17 protein-coding genes are annotated in these 16,894 nt (G+C 72.0%); 5 read left to right on the plus strand and 12 right to left on the minus strand.

All coding sequences use genetic code 11. From position 1 onward, the window contains the following. Positions 1–51: 51 nt before the first annotated feature. Positions 52–981, minus strand: a complete 930-nt coding sequence (gene pheA, locus AC1DVZ_RS10355; protein WP_477618109.1) for a prephenate dehydratase — start codon at positions 979–981, stop codon at positions 52–54. A 28-nt stretch (positions 982–1,009) separates the two neighbouring features. Next, positions 1,010–1,426 carry a DUF4446 family protein gene (locus tag AC1DVZ_RS10360; RefSeq protein ID WP_477618110.1) on the minus strand — a complete coding sequence of 139 codons (417 nt, stop codon included), beginning with the start codon at positions 1,424–1,426 and terminating at the stop codon, positions 1,010–1,012. A 42-nt stretch (positions 1,427–1,468) separates the two neighbouring features. Here AC1DVZ_RS10360 and AC1DVZ_RS10365 point away from each other — a divergent pair, with 42 nt between their 5' ends. Beyond that, entirely contained in the window at positions 1,469–2,089 is a 621-nt protein-coding gene (locus tag AC1DVZ_RS10365; protein WP_477618111.1) for a TMEM165/GDT1 family protein, read from the plus strand. A 116-nt stretch (positions 2,090–2,205) separates the two neighbouring features. Here AC1DVZ_RS10365 and AC1DVZ_RS10370 read toward each other — a convergent pair whose 3' ends face one another. From AC1DVZ_RS10370 to AC1DVZ_RS10385, 4 genes are all read right to left on the minus strand, one after another. Next, positions 2,206–3,597 (minus strand): ATP-binding protein, encoded by a 1,392-nt coding sequence (locus AC1DVZ_RS10370; protein ID WP_477618112.1) that lies wholly within the window; start codon positions 3,595–3,597, stop codon positions 2,206–2,208. Positions 3,598–3,636: 39 nt separating this feature from the next. Then, on the minus strand, positions 3,637–5,295 hold the full coding sequence (locus tag AC1DVZ_RS10375; RefSeq protein WP_477618113.1) for an FAD-dependent oxidoreductase: 1,659 nt from the start codon (positions 5,293–5,295) through the stop codon (positions 3,637–3,639). Positions 5,296–5,428: 133 nt separating this feature from the next. Then, positions 5,429–6,379, minus strand: coding sequence for a D-2-hydroxyacid dehydrogenase family protein (locus tag AC1DVZ_RS10380; RefSeq protein ID WP_477618114.1), 951 nt, complete (start codon positions 6,377–6,379; stop codon positions 5,429–5,431). Further along, a complete protein-coding gene (locus tag AC1DVZ_RS10385) occupies positions 6,376–7,701 on the minus strand; it encodes a glycosyltransferase 87 family protein (RefSeq protein WP_477618115.1) in 1,326 nt (441 codons plus the stop codon). Before AC1DVZ_RS10385 ends, AC1DVZ_RS10380 begins: the two co-directional genes overlap by 4 nt. A 41-nt stretch (positions 7,702–7,742) precedes the next feature. On the opposite strand from AC1DVZ_RS10385, the gene AC1DVZ_RS10390 reads away from it, so the two are divergent. After that, a complete protein-coding gene (locus AC1DVZ_RS10390; RefSeq protein WP_477618116.1) occupies positions 7,743–9,953 on the plus strand; it encodes a hypothetical protein in 2,211 nt (736 codons plus the stop codon). On the opposite strand, the gene AC1DVZ_RS10395 is transcribed toward AC1DVZ_RS10390, so the two are convergent. From AC1DVZ_RS10395 to AC1DVZ_RS10415, 5 genes are all read right to left on the minus strand, one after another. Then, the gene (locus tag AC1DVZ_RS10395) at positions 9,892–11,355 is read right to left on the minus strand and encodes an MptA/MptB family glycosyltransferase (protein WP_477618117.1); all 1,464 of its coding nucleotides are present in this window, start codon (positions 11,353–11,355) and stop codon (positions 9,892–9,894) included. The genes AC1DVZ_RS10390 and AC1DVZ_RS10395 overlap by 62 nt on opposite strands. Before the next feature lie 65 nt (positions 11,356–11,420). Beyond that, the gene (locus AC1DVZ_RS10400) at positions 11,421–12,161 is read right to left on the minus strand and encodes a glycosyltransferase (RefSeq protein WP_477618118.1); all 741 of its coding nucleotides are present in this window, start codon (positions 12,159–12,161) and stop codon (positions 11,421–11,423) included. Between the two features lies 1 nt (position 12,162). Further along, positions 12,163–13,053, minus strand: coding sequence for a DUF5926 family protein (locus AC1DVZ_RS10405; RefSeq protein WP_477618119.1), 891 nt, complete (start codon positions 13,051–13,053; stop codon positions 12,163–12,165). Positions 13,054–13,088: 35 nt separating this feature from the next. Further along, on the minus strand, positions 13,089–13,547 hold the full coding sequence (locus AC1DVZ_RS10410) for an ATP-binding protein (RefSeq protein ID WP_477618161.1): 459 nt from the start codon (positions 13,545–13,547) through the stop codon (positions 13,089–13,091). A gap of 54 nt (positions 13,548–13,601) precedes the next feature. Beyond that, on the minus strand, positions 13,602–14,438 hold the full coding sequence (locus AC1DVZ_RS10415) for a glycerophosphodiester phosphodiesterase (RefSeq protein WP_477618120.1): 837 nt from the start codon (positions 14,436–14,438) through the stop codon (positions 13,602–13,604). A 193-nt stretch (positions 14,439–14,631) separates the two neighbouring features. On the opposite strand from AC1DVZ_RS10415, the gene AC1DVZ_RS10420 reads away from it, so the two are divergent. From AC1DVZ_RS10420 to AC1DVZ_RS10430, 3 genes are read left to right on the plus strand one after another with little or no spacing between them, the layout of a single operon-like run. Further along, the gene (locus AC1DVZ_RS10420; protein ID WP_477618121.1) at positions 14,632–15,126 is read left to right on the plus strand and encodes an RNA polymerase sigma factor; all 495 of its coding nucleotides are present in this window, start codon (positions 14,632–14,634) and stop codon (positions 15,124–15,126) included. Next, a complete protein-coding gene (locus AC1DVZ_RS10425) occupies positions 15,123–15,713 on the plus strand; it encodes a methylated-DNA--[protein]-cysteine S-methyltransferase (protein ID WP_477618122.1) in 591 nt (196 codons plus the stop codon). The genes AC1DVZ_RS10420 and AC1DVZ_RS10425 overlap by 4 nt, the downstream gene beginning before the upstream one ends. Positions 15,714–15,739: 26 nt before the next feature. After that, positions 15,740–16,231, plus strand: a complete 492-nt coding sequence (locus AC1DVZ_RS10430) for a nucleoside deaminase (RefSeq protein ID WP_477618123.1) — start codon at positions 15,740–15,742, stop codon at positions 16,229–16,231. Positions 16,232–16,242: 11 nt separating this feature from the next. Here AC1DVZ_RS10430 and AC1DVZ_RS10435 read toward each other — a convergent pair whose 3' ends face one another. Beyond that, positions 16,243–16,857, minus strand: coding sequence for a DUF421 domain-containing protein (locus AC1DVZ_RS10435; protein WP_477618124.1), 615 nt, complete (start codon positions 16,855–16,857; stop codon positions 16,243–16,245). Positions 16,858–16,894 lie beyond the last annotated feature (37 nt).

Raw genomic sequence — 16,894 nt, forward strand, 5'->3', positions numbered from 1 at the left:
ACTTCCGGATATCCGGAAGTTCCGCTTCCAACACGGCGGGGGCGGGGCGGGTCAGGTGCCGCGCAGGGAGTGCAGCCAGGCGCGGGCGTCGCCGAAGGCCGCGTCGCTGGTGTGCGGTGTCACGTGCACCGCGGTGCCGTGCGCGGCCGGGTAGCTGCCGAGGAACCGCACCTCCGCGCAGACCCGCTTGAGCCCGAGCAACGCCTCGCCGACCCGCTCGTCGAGGACGTGCCCCTCGATGTCGATCGAGAAGCAGTAGTCGCCCATCGACGACTTCGTCGGGCGGGACTCCAGCCGCGACATGTTGATGCCGCGCACGGCGAACTGCTCCAGCAGCTCTAGCAGCCCGCCGGCGTGGTCGTCGCGCTGGAACAGCACCAGCGTGGTCTTGTCTGCGCCGGTCCGCGCGGGCAGCTGCCCCGGGCGGGCGACCGACACGAACCGCGTCACCGCCGCGGCGTTGTCACCGATGTCCTCGGCCAGCACCTCGAGTCCGTGGTTGGCCGCGGCGATCGGGGCACAGACCGCTGCCTGGTATGCCGCGTGGCCACCGTCGCTGCCGACCAGGCCTGCCGCGGCGGCCGCCGTCGACAACGTCGGGACGTAGACCGCGTCGGGAAGGGTGGCCCCCATCCAGCCGCGGACCTGGGCCCAGGCGTGGCTGTGGGTGCCGACAGCGCGGACCTGGGCGAGCGGCATACCGGTGGGAGCGGCGAGCACGAAGGTGATCGGGACGAGGACCTCGCCCACCACCACCAGCGGGTCACCGCTGGCGAGGGCATCGAGCGTGGCGCTGACGCCGCCCTCGACGGAGTTCTCGATCGGCACCATCGCTGCGTCGATGTCGCCGGCGCGCAGGGCACCCAGGGCGGCCTCGACCGACGGGAGGGCGACGTGGTCCTGGCCTGCGGCCGGGCCCCACGCGTTCAGCGCCATCTGGGTGAAGGTGCCCGCGGGGCCGAAGTAGCCGTGTCTGGTCACTGGTCTGGTCCTGGTGTGGTCACGGAGGTCAGGCTCCTTGGGATCCGGTGCGGGCGGCCGCGAGGGCCTGCTGCTCCTCGGGCGTCAGGGTTGCGTCGGAGCCGCCGCCGACGATGCCCTTGGCATAGGTGCGAGACTCGCCGCGGGCGTGGATCGAGGAGAACACCAGCCCGTCACCCCGGTCGTCGATGACCGCGGCACTGAACGAGAGCCGACCACCCATGTCACCGAAGGCGTCGTAACGCACCACGGCGACGTGCCGCAGCGCCTGGGCGATGTCGGCCCGCAGGGCGGCGAGGTCGCCGCTGCCGACGGGACGCTGGCCCTCGATCACGCRCAGCTGGGTCCGGACCCGCGCGATCCTGACGACGGAGACGAGCGCGACCACCAGCGAGACGGCGGCGACCGCGAGCGCTGCCGCGGCGAGGGTCTGGGGGTCGGACACCCCGTCAGCGTATTGGGGCGCCGCGGATACAGTCGACGCGATATGGATTTCGACCTCGCCACCATGGCCATCGTCTTCGGCTCGATCTTCCTGGTCGAGCTGCCCGACAAGACCTTCATCGCGACGCTGGTGCTGGCGACCCGGTTCCGGCCGCTGTACGTCTGGATCGGGGTGTCGCTGGCGTTCCTCGTGCAGACCGCCGTCGCGGTCACCGTCGGGGGGCTGCTGGCCCAGCTGCCCAAGCGACCGGTCGAGATCTTCGCGGCAGTCATGTTCCTGATCGGGGGGATCATCCTGCTTCGCGGCGCGGCCAAGGCCGACGAGGAGGAGGCCGAGACCGAGGAGGAGTTCGCCCACAAGGGTGCGGCGACCGCGGTCGGCCTCAAGGCGATCGGGGTGTCGTTCGGCGTGCTGTTCCTCGCCGAGTGGGGCGACCTGTCACAGCTGCTGACCGCCTCGATGGTGCTGCAGTTCAAGGAACCCGTGTCGGTCTTCGTCGGTGCGTTCCTCGCGCTGGCCGCGGTGTCCGGCCTCGCAGCGGTCCTCGGACGGGCCCTGCTCGCCAGGGTGAAGCTCGCCACGATCCGGCGCATCGGTGGCGGGGTCTGCCTCCTGCTGTCGGCCCTGACGGTCCTGCAGATCTTCGAGGTCATCACCATCTGACTCGAGCAACCTTTGCTAGCAAAGGTTGCTCGATGGTGGACAGGTTGCAACCTGTGCACCAACACTTTCCCTTGTTAGCAAAGGTTGCTTCAGCCGGTTGGTATGCCGTTCAGCCCTCAGCCCTCGGCGGGCCTGAGCGGCAGCCGCACCACGACGACCGCGCCACCGTCTCGCGACTCCAGGGAGATGTCGCCCCCGTGGCGTTCCACGACGATCCGACGGGAGATGTCGAGGCCGAGACCGGTGCCCTTCCCCACCTCCTTGGTCGTGAAGAACGGCTCGAAGGCGTGGGCAGCGACGTCATCGGGGAGGCCTGGTCCGTCGTCGGCGATCTCCACGACGACGCCGTCCTCGATCCCCCGGACCGTGATCCGCAGGGTGCCGCTGCCCTCCATGGCATCCACCGCGTTGTCGATCACGTTGGTCCACACCTGGTTGAGCTCGCCGGGGATCGCCTCGACGACCGGCAGGTCGGGTGCGTAGTCGCGGACCACGGTGACCCCACCCCGCAGCTTGTGCCCGAGCATGACCAGGGTGCTCTCCAGGCCCTCGGTGACGTCGGTCGGCTGCACGAGCGCGCGGTCGAGCTGGGAGTAGGAGCGGACCGCAGCGACCAGTTCCGAGACACGGTGGGTCGCCTCCCGGATCTCGCCCAGCAGCCCCACCACGGTGAGCGAGCTCGCGATCCACTCCAGGCCGGGCTCGAGCTGGCCCGGACGCAGGTCCGCCGCGGCCCGCTCGAAGAGGTCGACGCCGGTTCCGGCCGCAGCGAACGGCGGGGCGATGACCCAGTCGCGCTCGACGTCGTGGGCGACGAGCCATTCGGACAGCTCCTCCTCACGGTCGGCGATGCCGAGGGCGTCGAGCTCCTGCCCGGCCGGCGCGATGCCGCGGCGCATGGTGTCGAGCGCGACGAACTGCTCGGCGGTCATGGAGTTCTCACCCAGCCGTCGCAGCGAGGCCAACAGCGCCTCGGTGGCCTGGTCCAGGGCGTCGACGGCGCGGGTCGCGGCCGACGCCGGGTTGTTGATCTCGTGCGCGAGCCCGGCAGCGAGTGTGCCCAGGGCGACCAGGGACTCGCGCTGGCGGGCCTTGGCCTCGATGCTGCGCACCGTGTTGACCAGCCCCGAGATGAGGTGGACGCCGAACGGAAACCACTCCCGCGCGACGTCCCCGAGCGCCCCGGCCGGGACGCGCAGCAGCCGCCCGGGCAACACACCGCGAGCGGTGGCCATGTAGACCCCGTGGGCATCCCAGGCCTGGAAGCCACCGGCCCACTGACCCGGTGAGCTCATCACCCCGAGCTCGGTCTCCTGCTGCCCGACCCGACGCGCGAGGCTGAGCGACCCCTCGAGGAGCACCCACCAGAAGTCGGCCGGCGTCCCCTCGCGAAAGGGCACGTCACCGGCCACGAACGTCCACTCCGTGCCCGCGGTCCAGAGCCGCTCGAGCTGCTCGTCGCCGAGCCCGTCGAACAGCGCGAGGCCCCTCAGCTCATCGGCGCCCATCAGCCTCCGATCCCCACGTCGTCCCCCTCACGTCGGCCCTCACGTCGTCGCCAGGAAGCGGTGCACGAGGTAGACCGCCATACCGCCCTCACCCACGGCGGAAGCCACCCGCTTCATCGAGTCGAGGCGCACGTCTCCCGCCGCGAACACGCCGGGGATGCTCGTCTCCAGGGCGTAGGGCGGACGGTCGGCCGACCAGGCCCCGCGGCCGGGAAGCACCAGCAGGTCCTGGCCGGTCACGATGAACCCGTGGTCGTCGCGAACGACCTCGTCCCCCAACCAGTCGGTGCGTGGCATCGCCCCGATGAAGATGAACAACGACGAGGTCTCGACCTCCTCGGTCGCCCCGGTCGCCCGGTCGCGCAGAGTCAGCGACTCGAGGTGCCCGTCGCCGCGCGCCGCCACCACCTCGCACCCCACCCGCACCTCGATGCTGGTGCACGCCCGGATCCGCTCGACGAGGTACTGCGACATGGTGAGCTCGAGGCCGGCGCCGCGGACGAGCATCACCACCTTCTTGGCGTACCGCGCGAGGTTCAGCGCCGCCTGCCCCGCCGAGTTCGCGGCGCCGACGACGTAGACCTCCTCGCCCTCGCACTGGGCCGCCTCACTGGCCGAGGCCCCGTAGTGGACTCCCCGGGCCCCGAGCTCGTCGAGGCCGCCCGCCTCGAGCCGTCGGTAGGACACACCGGTCGCGATGACGACTGCCCGCGCCTCCAGCTCGTCGGCGCCGTCGATGACCACGGAACGCACCGGACCCTTGGTCCGCAGCCCCACCGCCTCGCGCGCGACGACCATCTCGGCGCCGAACCTGGCCACCTGCGCCACGGCCCGGTGGGTGAGGTCGGCCCCCGACAGCCCCTTGGGAAAGCCGAGGTAGTTCTCGATGGAGGCGCTCTGGCCCGCCTGCCCGCCCGGTGCGTCGCGCTCCACCACCACCGTGCGCAGGCCCTCCGACGACGCGTAGACAGCCGCAGCCAGCCCCGCCGGGCCGCCACCCACGATGCACAGGTCGTAGAGCGGGGCGTCGGCCAGCGTGTGCAGACCCAGGGCGTCGGCAACCGCGCGGTTGCTCGGGCTGCGCAGTGGTTCGCCGTCCGGGACGAGCACGAGGGGCAGGTCGGAGGCCTGCGCTCCCGCGAGCTCGGCCAGCTCACGCGCGCCCTCGTCCCGCTCCACGTCCAGCCACCGATAGGGCACGTGGTTGTGCGCGAGGAAGGTCTTGACCTCCAGGCTCCGGTCGGACCAGCGGTGGCCCACCACCCGCACCTGGCTGGAGTCGTCGCGATGGGTGTCCCGCCAGTCCCCGAGCAGGTCCTCGACCACGGGGAAGAACTTGTCCTGCGGCGGGTCCCAGGGCTTGAGCATGTAGTAGTCGAGCCCGATGTCGTTGATCGCCCGGATGGCGACGTCGGTGTCCGCATAGGCGGTCAGCAGCAACAGCTTGGTGTCCGGGCTCACGCTCCGCACCTGCTCGAGGAGCTCGATCCCGGTCATCCGCGGCATCCGCTGGTCGGACACCACGAGCGCGGTCGAACGCCCTCGCAGCGTGAACTCGGTCAGCAGCTCCAGCGCGCCCGCCCCCGACGTGGCACCGACCACCCGGTAGTCGGCGCCGAAGCGGTCCCGCAGGTCGCGCGTGATGGCCTTGGACACGACGGGGTCGTCGTCGACGGCCAGGATCGTCGGCTTGGCCACGGGTCACTCCGTCCCCGGTCGCCGGGCCCGGCGCTGCACCCGGGGCGGCGGTCCGCTGCTCGGAGGCTACCTGCACCCGCCGGAGCCGCGCCATGGTCCAGCAGGACCACCGGAGCACCGGACCACCGGACGGTCATCCCACGACGTTGACGGGGGCGCCTTCCGCGAAGGCCAGCACCTGGTCGACCGCCGCGTCGTAGAGCCGCTCCAGGACGTCCCACTCGACATACCCCAGGTGCGGCGTCGCCGTGACGTTCGGCAGGGCAAGCAACGGGTCGGCCGCGTCGAGCACGGGTTCGACCTCGAACACGTCGACAGCTGCCCGCCCGGGACGCCCTGCCTCCAACGCGGACACCAGTGCTCCGGGGGCCACGATCGAGGCCCGTGAGGTGTTCACGAACAGCGCGTCGGGCCTCATCAGGGCTAGATCCGCGGCCGTCACGATCCCGGTGGTTTCGGGGACCAACGGCAGGTGCACGCTCAGCACGTCGCACTCGGTGAAGAAGGCGGCGCGACTGGTCGCCGCGGCATACCCGGCCTGCGTCGCCCGGGAGAGCGAACCCTCACGTCCCCACACGACGACGCGCATCCCGAACGCGCGCCCCACCTCGGCCACGAGGCTTCCGATGCGTCCGAAGCCATAGACACCAAGGGTTTTCGCGTGCAGCCCCGTGCCCACTGAAGCCTGCCACTGCCCGGCCCGCAGCCGCTGCACCTCGTCGGGCAGGTGCCGCAGGGCAGCCAGGATGAGCGCCCAGGTCAGCTCTGCGGTGGCCTGCGGACCTCCCGCCCCTCCCGCCGAGACCGTGATCCCTCGCTCGGTGCAGGCGCCTACGTCGAGGTGGCTGGTGTTGCGCCCGGTCTGGCTGAGCAGCCGCACCGTCGTGAGCCGCTCGACCACCTCGCGAGGGACCGGGGTCCGCTGCTGGAGCAGGATGACCGCGTCGAAACCCTCGAGCCGCTCGGCGAGCGCCTCCCCGGTCACCGAGTCGGTGAACGCCACCACGTCGTGGCCCTCGAGCAGCCGCGCCGCCGGCAGCCGCGCGAACGCCCCGGCATAGTCGTCGAGGACCGCGATCCTCACGGCGCCGCCTCGGCCCGTTCGACGGTCCCAGGCTCCTGGGTATGCCGCGTGGCCGGCTTGCTGTGCAGGGCCCACCACAGCAGGGCGAGGGCGAGCAGGGAGCCGAAGGTGTCGGAGTTCTGCAGGACCCGGCCGAACCAGCGCGGCCAGTCCGGGTGGCTCAGCCACGTGATGCCCCACCACGGCAACCGGCACAGGAAGAAGCCCGTCACCACCGCGGCGGCGGCGAGGCGGCGGCGGTCGCGCAGCGGGTCGGCACCGAGGACGGCGAAGATGACGACGACCATCCAGTGCAGGTGGTGGATCCAGGCCACCGGCGACAGCAGCACGGCCATCAGCCCGATCGCGGCGACCTCGCTGATCGAGTCGCCCGCCAGGTAGGCACGTCGCGCGAGCTGGTAGCCGATGAACCCCACCACGGCGACGAGCCCCAGCCACAGGACGTCACCGGGCAGGCCGGACGGGCCCAGTCGCAGCAGGAAGCCGCGGATGCTCTGGTTGGACGTGCCGGCGTTGGGACCGAGTCGAGCGGGGTCCTGGAGCGCGCCACCCCAGAAGGCGAACGACGACTCCGGCAGCAGCACCCACGAACCCAGGGTCACGGCGACCGCGGTCACCACGGCGGTGATGGCTTCCTTCCACCGCCGGTTGACCAGGTAGTGCACGACGAAGACACCCGGAGTCAGCTTGATCGACATCGCCAGGCCGACGAGGACACCGGCCGGGATGCGGCGCAGCAGTCCGGGGCGCGGCGTGCGCAGGTCCATCAGGCAGGCCAGCACCATGAAGGCGTTCACCTGTCCGAACCGGATCCCGTCCGACACCGGGTGCAGCCACAGCATCGGCACCGTGAGGAGGGCCAGGGTGATCGGCGCGAGGGTGCCGGTGCGGTGGATGAGGCGCCACCCGGCATACCAGACGATGGCGGCGGTAGCCGCGACCTGGGCCAGGGTCCACAGCCAGCCGATGGCGCCAAAGGGCAGCAACGCCAACGGAACCGCGAGCACTGCGGCGAAAGGTGGGTAGGTGAAGGGCAGCAGCTGGGGGGCTTCGGTCATGGCCGAGTAGATCGGTCGCCCGGTGAGGATCGAGACGCCCGCCTGGCGGTAGACCTCGACGTCGACCTGCCACTGGTCCAGCGGCCAGAACACGAGGTAGCGCAGCACCGGTACGGACGCGCCGGCGAGGACGATCACGACGGCGAGCGTCCACCGCGCGGCCGGCGACCAGCCCGCCACGCGGGAGCCGACGGAGCGACCCAGGGCACGGAACCGGTGTCCACGTCCTCGGGCCACGGCGGCGGTCGGGGTCGCGGTGGTCACGCCCCCATTCTGTCCTGCGCCGCGACCCGTAGCCTGTACGGGTGACCCGCCGCGCCCGACTCTCCCTCGCCGGCCTGTTTTCGATCCTCCTCGTGACCCTGCTCTCCGTGCTGCTGCCGGGTGCGACCGCCGCCGCTGAGCAGCCTGCAGCCACCCCCGCAGCCACCCCGGCGGACGCGACCAACCCGATCATCCTCATCGGCACGGGCGGCCTCACCTGGAGCGACGTGAGCGCCAAGGGCACCCCGGCGCTCTGGTCGTTCCTGCGCGACGGGTCGACGGCGGCGCTCTCCGTGCGTTCGGTCTTCCCCAACACCTGTCCGATCGACGGGTGGCTGAGCCTGTCGGCCGGCAACCGCGCGGCGGCCCCCGGCACCGGCAAGAGCGGCTCCCGCAAGACCACCGACCCCTGCCCGCCCGTCCCCGAGGTGAACAGCGGCGTCGTGCCCGACTGGAACAGCTACGTCAAGGCTGCCGACGCGCTGAAGTTCGACTCCACGCTCGGCACCCTCGGCGAGACGCTCGCCTCCAACCAACAGTGCGTGCAGGCCGTGGGGCCGGGTGCCGGGGTGGGCGCGGCCTACCGCTCGGGCGCGGTGCCCAGGTATGCCGCGTGGGAGCGCACGGAGCTGACCGGCCTGCTCTCGCGGTGCCGGGTCACGCTCGTCGACGTGGGGTCGTTGCGGGACCCGACGGACCTGCCCGAGAACGAGATCGCCACCGAGGCGGGAACCCGACAGGTCCAGGCCACCGCCATCGACAGGCGGATCGCCCAGGTCCTGGCGGCCGCGCCGAGCGGGTCCGACCTCGTCGTCGCCAGCCTGTCCGATGCGGGGATGAGCGAGCGACTGCGCCTGGTGGCAGCCAAGGGCCCGCGGTACGGCTCCGGCACCCTCTACTCCCCCTCCACCCGCCAGGACGGCCTCGTCCAGTCGGCCGACCTGACCGTGACCGCCCTGAGCGCGGCCGGCGTGCCGACCCCCGAAGCCCTCGGTGGGTTCGCGCTGCGCAGGGGCCAGGAGGACTCCAACTCCGAGGCCGCGGCCCGCGACCGGCTGCGGCACCTGCTGGACTTCGACCAGGCCAGCCACGAGGTCCACCCGCTGGTGCCCCCGTTCTTCAACGCCGTCGTGATTGCCCAGCTCGCGATCTACCTGCTGGCGGCCATCGTCTGGCGCCGCGACTTCGGGTCGACCGCCCTGCGACTGCGGCTGCTGGGCATCACGCGTCGGGTCGCCGTCATCGCCGCCACGATCCCGGCCGCCACGTTCCTCGCCAACCTCCTCCCGTGGTGGCGCTTCCCCATCCCGATGGTGGCGGCCGTCCTCAGCGTCGGGCTGTTCGTGGCCCTCATCTCGGCGATCGCGCTGGTCGGGCCGTGGGCCCGTCGCATCCCCGGGCCCCTGGTCGTGGTCGCCCTGGCCACCCTGCTCGTCCTCGGGGGCGACGTGATGTTCGGGTCGCACCTGCAGATCTCCTCGCTGATGGGACTGCAACCCGTCGTCGGCGGCCGCTTCTACGGCATGGGCAACGTGACCTTCGCGCTGTTCGCCACGGCTGCCCTGTTGCTCTGCATCGCGGTGTCCAGCCACTTCGTCCGACGCGGGAACCCGCGTGCGGCGGCCGCCGCCGCGCTGGCCATCGGGCTGGCGGCCGTGGTGGTCGACGGCTACCCCGGGTGGGGTGCCGACGGCGGCGGTCCACCGGCCCTGCTGCCGGGCCTGGTCTACCTCGTGCTCGCCATCCTCGGCATCCGGATGACCTGGCGGCGCGGCGTCCTCCTGGCCGGAGGCACGATTGCGCTCTTCCTGCTCGTGGGCTTCCTCGACTCGCTGCGTGGCAGCGAGAACCAGTCCCACCTGGGGCGGTTCTTCGACTCGATCTTCAAGGGCACGGCAGGCGACATCATCGTGCGCAAGCTCCAGCAGAACATCGACATCCTGTTCGGCAACTACCCCCTCGCGCTGCTCGTCCCGATCGCCCTGGTCTTCGTCATCGTGATCCTGGCTCGACCGACCTCGTGGGGGTCGCGGTCCCTGCAACGCTCCTACGAGGCGGTCCCGACCCTGCGCCCCGGCCTGATCGCCCTGCTGATCACGATGACCATCGGCTTCGCGATCAACGACTCGGGCGTGGCGATCCCGGCCAACGGCGCGATCATCGCGGTCCCCCTGATCATCGCCGTCAGCGTCAGGGTGCTGGAGGACGAGGCTCGGGGTGCTGCGACGACACGCGCGTCGCGGCGACGGTGAGCCACCCCCACACCAGCAACGCGGCATACGGCACCGGGGTGCGGCGCACCCACAGGGTGATGCGCTCGACGGTCGGCGTCATGCCGACCACGCGACCCGGCACGTAGGCGACTGCCATCGCGACCAGTCGCACCAACAGGATCACGTCCAGCACGCTGGCCGCGAGCACCGGCAGCGTCGCCCACGTGAGCAGGTCGTACCACGGCAAGGAGTAGGGCGCAGCGACGGTGTAGGCCGTGCTCAGCACGAGCGCCCATCGAACCGCCGCCCCGGTCGAGGTGGCGGGCGCGAGGTGTCGGGTGAGCCGGGCGAGGACGACCACGAAGACGAGGACCGCCAGCACTGCCAGCCAGGTGACCACGGTGCGGGCGTGGCCGGAGGTGAGCGGCCCGGTCAGGGCTTCGTAGAGCAGCCGCCACGGCGTCGCGAGCGAGATCGACCGGCGAGCCCGGTCCAGCTGGTCGAACACGTGCGGCCCTGCCCACAGGTGCAGGGGCACGACGAGGACGAGGGCGGCGAGCGCGAACTGCACCGCCCGGCGGACGAAACCGGCCCTGTCGTGGACCCACCAGCCGAGCAGCACTGCGAGCGCCACCACGCCGTAGGTGACCTTGCAGGACACCGCGAGACCGGCGAAAGCGCCGGCGGCCCAGGGGCGGCGCGCCGCCAGCACCAGCGCGGCGACGGCCAGCGCGGCGGCGACGAGGTCGACGTGGGCACCGAGGACCCCGACCCCGAAGACCAGGGGGTTGAGCGTCCACAGCGTGTCCACCCGGCGTGGGGTCGCGCCCGCCCGCAGGAGGAGGAACCGCACGGCCAGCCAGGCCAGCACGACGAGGACCTGCCAGCACCAGACCGTCTCGCGGACGTTGGCCCCCGCGACGTGGGAGGTCAGCGACTGCAGCAGGGTGGCGAAGGGTCCGTAGACACTGACCGTGTCGGTCCACGGGGGTTCGACCGCCGAGGTCACCGGGTCCAGGGCGGACCACCCGCTCGGCGGGGTGAGGTAGGGGTCTCCGCCGAGGGCGGCGATCCGGCCGTAGGCCGCGTAGTTGGTGTGGTCGGCGGAACCGAACGGACCCGTGAGCAGGGCCAGCACCGCCAAGCCGACCGGAAGCGCCCAGCCACCCGGGACCAGTCGGCGTCGGGCCCGGGTGGCGACGGCACCGAGCATCGACGCCCCAGACACCACGGAGTGCTCTCCGCGCAGCCGCGCAGCGACTCCCAGGGCGCCGACGACGTAGGCGGTCCACAGCAGGCCGGTCACGAGCGCCGGACCGGGTGACCAGGCCAGGTCGCCCGGCGCCCAGCCGCGCGGACCCAGCGGGGGTTTCGCCGCGCTGGGCCCGGCCAGTCCCACCAGCAGGAGGAGCGCGAACGACAGGGTCAGGGCGGGCGTCACCAGCCTGTGGCCCCGAGCCCGCAGGGACGTCGAGGCCCCACCCGCCGTCGTCATCGTCGCGCCGGTCAGCGCAGCCCGCGCCGGGCCCGGCGGCGCGCCAGGGCGAGGGCGACGTCGCGGTACTGCTTGGCCCGGTGCACCTGGCCGCGCCAGTCGGAGCCGCTGACGCGGTGGTGCAGCTCGCAGGGCACCTCCTCGACGCGCAGGCCCGCCAGCAGCACGTCGACGGTCAGCCCGACTTCCACGCCCCAGCCTCGTGCGAGCGGACTGGCCGCATCGAACGCCTGCCGGGAGATGCACCGCATGCCCGACAGCGGCTGCTGCGCCACGAAGCCGGTGAGGTCCTCGATTCCCTTGCGGGCCAACCGGACCACGAACCCGTGCCCTCCCCCCGCCGTCTTCTGCGGAGGCAGGGTGGCGATCGTCATGTCGGCCCGTCCCTCGAGGACCGGCGGCACGAGCACCGCGACGTTGGCAGCGGTGTCCTCCAGGTCGCCGTCGACGAAGAGCAGCGGTCGTCGGCCCGCCGAACCACCCACGCGGCCCTCGACCCCTTCATGACGGGCGACGTAGCCGGCACCGGTGGTCATGGCCGCGGCCTTGCCGCGGTTGCGCGCGTGCCGCACCACCTCGGCCCCGGCCTCAYGGGCGATCTGCGCCGTGTCGTCGGCGCTGCCGTCGTCGACGACGACGACCAGGTCCACCCCCGGTATGCCGCGCACGGCACGAACCGTCGCAGCGATCCGGTCCGCTTCGTCCTTGGCCGGGATCACCGCAGCCACGGTCAAGGTGGTGGGCTGGGTCATGTCAGCGCAGGGTCACCTGGCGGCTGAGCAGTCCGGACCGGGCCCGGCGCTCCTCCGCGGTGAGGGGCGAGTCGGCAGCCGAGGCCGCGGCATACCGGGTCATGAACTCCGCCAGCGGGGCCTCGTAGTCGTCGGACGTCTTGTCGGACTCGAGGTCCCAGACGGGCACGAGCAGGCCACCGGCGCGGAACGCGCCGAGCAGGCGGGTCGGCTCGCCGAGCCCGCTGTCGCCGCTGGCGTGCAGGCGGGCCAGGGCGTCGGTGGCGACGTCCTCGTCCTCGGGGAGCACCAGGCGGATGTGGGTGCGGTCGCCGATGCGGCACCAGTAGGCCGACGGCGCGGCGGCCATCTTGACGGTCGGGATGACCGACTCGTTGGCTCGCTCGAGCGAGGCCTTGGCCTCGTCGTCGAGCTCGCTCTCACCGACCCAGAAGTCGAAGCCCTGGTGCACCGTGACCTCGAACGGCGCGGAGGTGTCGAGGAGGTCCTGCAGCCGGGGAGTGTCCGCCGTCGCGGCTGGCGTGCTGGTGATGGGCATTCCCTGCTCGGCCGAGGCGGCCGCCAGCAAGGAGGTCGCGAGGTCGCGCGACGCGTCCCCGGAGATGGAGCCGGACTGGGTGCCGACGAAGACCGCACCGTCCGCGCGGTGCAGGCCCGGCCACGCGAGCGGGAGCACCGTGGCGATGGTCACCTCGGTGGGCGCGCCCTCCGGCGCCCGGCCCTTCGCGAAGGTGACGGTCGCCGTGGCGGCCGGGAGGATCTCGCGCATCGCGACCCAGTCGGTCTCGCCGGGCAGACCCTCGAAGGGCCGCGCGACGAACGGTGCGGGATCGACGCGCGTCGTGGCCGTGCCGTGGTCTGCGCCCTTGCGGCGCCGTGATGCCTTGCCCATGGCGCAAACCCTAGTGGGAGGTCGTCGCCGAACCCTCAGTGACTGCGGCGCCGGGAGGGGCCGCCGAGGGAGGCCCACACCGTCGAACCGTTGCGGTCCTCGGTGACTCCCCACTCGTGGGCGAGGCTGCGGACGATCCGCAGGCCTCGACCCGACGGCGCCCAGATGGTGCGGGGAGCCGGGCGGGGGGTGCTCTCGCTGCCACCGTCGGTCACTTCGACCTCGACGACGCCACCCTTGACCTTCCAGTGCACCCGCAGGTTGCCGTCGGCCAGGGGACGGGCGTGCCGGACCGCATTGGAGACGAGTTCGGACACCACGATCTCAGCCTCGTCGATGACGGCGGCAGGCACCTCACGTCCCTCGAGGTCGTCGACGAGCGCCTTGCGGATCTGGGCGACCGACGTCGCCCGCCACGGGACCCGGACGGTCCGGGACGCGTCTCGGCTGCGCCCCGCCGACGACGGTTGCGAGCGGTGAGGGCGTTCCCCCATCGATGCTGCTGCCATCCGTTGCCCATGTCCCATCGTTGCGAGTTCGCTCGGAGACTACCGACTGACCTCCACAGCGTCGAGGACCGCGCGTGGACGGTTGCTGATGATGGCGTCGACGCCGAGTTCCAGACAGAGCTCGATGTCGGCCTGTTCGTCGACCGTCCAGGCATAGACCTCGTGCCCGTGGCGGTGCTGCCGAGCCACCGTCTGGGGGTAGCGCCGCAGGATCTTGATGTCGATCCCGACCGTGTGGATGCCCTTGGGCAGCGACCCGTCGCGGAACCGCAACGGCACCGAGTCCTCGATGAGGTAGACCGCCGGCACCTCCGGGCAGAGCTGGCGCATCCGCTGGACGGCCAGCTGGGAGAACGACATCACGCGCACCCAGTGCTGGTCGGGACGTCGGGGGCGGTCGAGGTCGAACTCGGCCAGCACGCGGGCCAGCTGGCGCTCGACCAACCCGGCATAGCGGGTGGGGTGCTTGGTCTCGATGGCCAGGCCGATCGGCCGTTCGGACTCCAGGACCGTGGTGAGCAGGTTGCGCAGGGTGAGGAGCCTGTTGCGGTCACGGTCGGGCAGCTCGAGGTCACCGGGGTGGTCCTGCTTCCACGAACCCCAGTCGAGGCCCTCGAGCTCAGCGAGCTCGAGGGTCGAGACGATGCCGCGTCCGTTGGAGGTGCGGTTGACGCGGCGATCGTGGACGCAGACGAGGTGCGAGTCGGCCGTGAGCCGGACGTCGCACTCGAGAGCGTCCGCACCCTCCTCGATGGCCCGCATGTAGGCCCGCAGTGTGTGCTCCGGCTCGGCGAGGCTGGAACCCCGGTGGGCGATCACGAGCGGACCGCTCCGGAGGGTCTGGCCGGAAGGTGTGGGGACGACATCGTCGAGCACCAGACCATGCTTCCACACCACGGCTGTTCCCACCGGGCGCTTTGCCGGATCGCCGCAACGATGCGGCACGATGGCAGCCCGGGCACGTGCCGCGCCCTGCCGGCCCTGCCGGGCACGCGGCACACCGCGGCGGTTGGCTCGACTTGGCTCCACGGGCTCACACGGCTCACACGACGGGGAGGTGCGGCGTTCCATGGGTGTGAAACTGCCCGCCTTCCAGACCCTCGTCGACGCGCACTGGCGCGACGTCGCACGCCTCGCCCACGCCCTCGCCGGTCCCGTCGACGGAGACGACGTGGCCCAGCAGGCGTGGACGCAGGCGCTCGCGGCCTACCCGACGTTGGGCTCGGCCAGGAACCTGCGCGGCTGGCTGCTCACGATCACGCACCGGTGCGCGATGGACGTGCACCGGGGACGGGCCCGCCGGGCGGTGCCCCATGACGACCCGGCCTCACTGGCCACGGGCCCGGCCGCTCTGTCAGCTCCGGCCGCTGACGCCGACCTGCCGGACGGACCCCTGTGGGCCTCCGTGGCGGCGCTGCCACCCCGCCAACGCGAAGCCGTCGTCCTCAAGTACGTCGCCGACCTCGACCACCCCACCATCGCCACCGTGCTGGGCACCTCGCCCGCCATGAGCCGGCGCCTCGTGAGCGACGCGCTCGCGACCCTGCGTAAGGACGTGTCATGACCGACCCCACTGCCCGCCTCGCGGCCTTCGAGCCGAGCCCCTCCCACCTGCACCCTCCGGTGCTCGCCCCCAGCGACGTCTCCTACGTCGTGGAGGACACCGCGATCGGTCGGATGCTGTTGGCCCGCAACGACTCTGGCGCTCTTGTCGCCTCGGCGTTCGTGGCGACCTCCGAGGACGAGGACCACGTCCTGGCGCGACTCAGCGAGCGTGTGTCGCCGCGGGTGCTGCGCCAGCCACGCGAGCTGGACGAAGCCCGCACCGAGCTCGAGGACTTCCTCGCCGGACGGACGCGAGCGTTCACCGTGCGCACCGACCTGGCGCTCGCGTCGGACTTCCAGCGAGCCGTGCTGCCGCGCCTCGCGGCGACGGTCGGCTACGGCGACCGGGCGACCTACGGCGAGCTGGCCGCCCGGGTGGAGCGACCGAAGGCGGCCCGCGCCGTCGGCGCTGCCCTCGGGGCCAACCCGTTGTGCGTGGTGCTCCCGTGCCACCGCATCGTCGCCTCCAGCGGCGCCCTGACCGGGTATGCCGGTGGGCTGGCCGCCAAGCGCTACCTCCTCGAGCTGGAGGCCAGCCACCGCTGACGGGTGAATCTGCGAGCATCGGACGCATGTCGCTCTCCGACCTCGACCTCACCCACCTGCGCCAGTGCGTCGACCTCGCCCGTGAAGGGCTCGAGGCGGGCGACGAACCGTTCGGTTCGGTCCTCGTCGACGGCGCGGGCGCCATCCGGTTCGCGGACCGCAACCGCGTCCAGGACGGCGACCAGACGCGTCACCCGGAGTTCGAGGCGGCGAAGTGGGCGGCCCAGCACCTCGCCGCAGACGAGCGGGCCGCCTGCACCGTCTACACCTCCGGCGAGCACTGCGCGATGTGCTCTGCGGCGCACGCCTGGGTCGGCCTCGGCCGCATCGTGTATGCCGTGTCCACCGAGCAGCTCGTCGGCTGGCTCCGCGAGTGGGAGGTACCGCCCGGCCCGGTCACACCGCTGTCGATCCAGGCCGTGGCGCCGGGACTCCGGGTGGACGGTCCGGCTCCCGAGCTCGAGCAGGAGGTGCGCGAGCTGCACCGCCGGCTGCACGGCATACCCGAAGGTCGTTGACGGCGAGGCAGTCAATGGCGGGGTTCGGCCGGGGCGGTCCCTCCCTGGGCGTCGAGGCGGGCCGTGAGTGCGTCGACCGCGCGCCGCAGGTCGCCGATGGTGGCGCTGCGCGCGTCGGGCCGCAGCTCGACGGTGATGGAACCGCCCGGTTCGAGCGCGACGCGCTGCACCTCGCTGAGCGAGTCGGCTCCGTGTGTCTGGATCGCGTTGTTGAGCTCCTCGGGACTCATGCCCACGTGGGCGAGGGCCCGGTCGTCGAGCACGCCGTCGTCGACCACCACGGTGGGCCGACCGTCGAGCAGCCAGGCGACCCGAGGGCTGCGCAGTGACCAGCGGTCCAGTCCCGCGTTGACGACGACGAGCACGGCTGCGCCCAGCAGACCGCCCACGAGCGAGTTGTCGTTGCCGATGATGGCGTTCTGGACGACGTTGGACAGCAAGAGCACGACGACGAGGTCCTGCGAGTTCATCTGTGCCATCAGGCGTTTGCCGGCGACCCGGATGATCAGCAGGATGCCGAGGTAGATCACCACGGTCCGGATGACCTTCTCCACCGGGGGCATGTCCAGGTGGAGGAGGTCGTCGACGACTCCCTGCGGTGCTGCGGCGACGAGCTGTACTAACACGGGGGCTCCCTCAGGCTGATGGCTCTGGGCGCCAACC

This window comes from Pedococcus sp. P2_E5, from assembly GCF_056403895.1.

Bases quoted from the DNA above. Each gene is read 5' to 3' on its own strand.
- AC1DVZ_RS10420 (WP_477618121.1), top strand. From the start codon at position 14,632: ATGGGTGTGAAACTGCCCGCCTTCCAGACCCTCGTCGACGCGCACTGG.
- AC1DVZ_RS10370 (WP_477618112.1), bottom strand. From the start codon at position 3,597: ATGGGCGCCGATGAGCTGAGGGGCCTCGCGCTGTTCGACGGGCTCGGC.
- AC1DVZ_RS10365 (WP_477618111.1), top strand. From the start codon at position 1,469: ATGGATTTCGACCTCGCCACCATGGCCATCGTCTTCGGCTCGATCTTC.
- AC1DVZ_RS10405 (WP_477618119.1), bottom strand. From the start codon at position 13,053: ATGGGCAAGGCATCACGGCGCCGCAAGGGCGCAGACCACGGCACGGCC.
- AC1DVZ_RS10430 (WP_477618123.1), top strand. From the start codon at position 15,740: ATGTCGCTCTCCGACCTCGACCTCACCCACCTGCGCCAGTGCGTCGAC.
- AC1DVZ_RS10425 (WP_477618122.1), top strand. From the start codon at position 15,123: ATGACCGACCCCACTGCCCGCCTCGCGGCCTTCGAGCCGAGCCCCTCC.
- AC1DVZ_RS10410 (WP_477618161.1), bottom strand. From the start codon at position 13,547: ATGGGGGAACGCCCTCACCGCTCGCAACCGTCGTCGGCGGGGCGCAGC.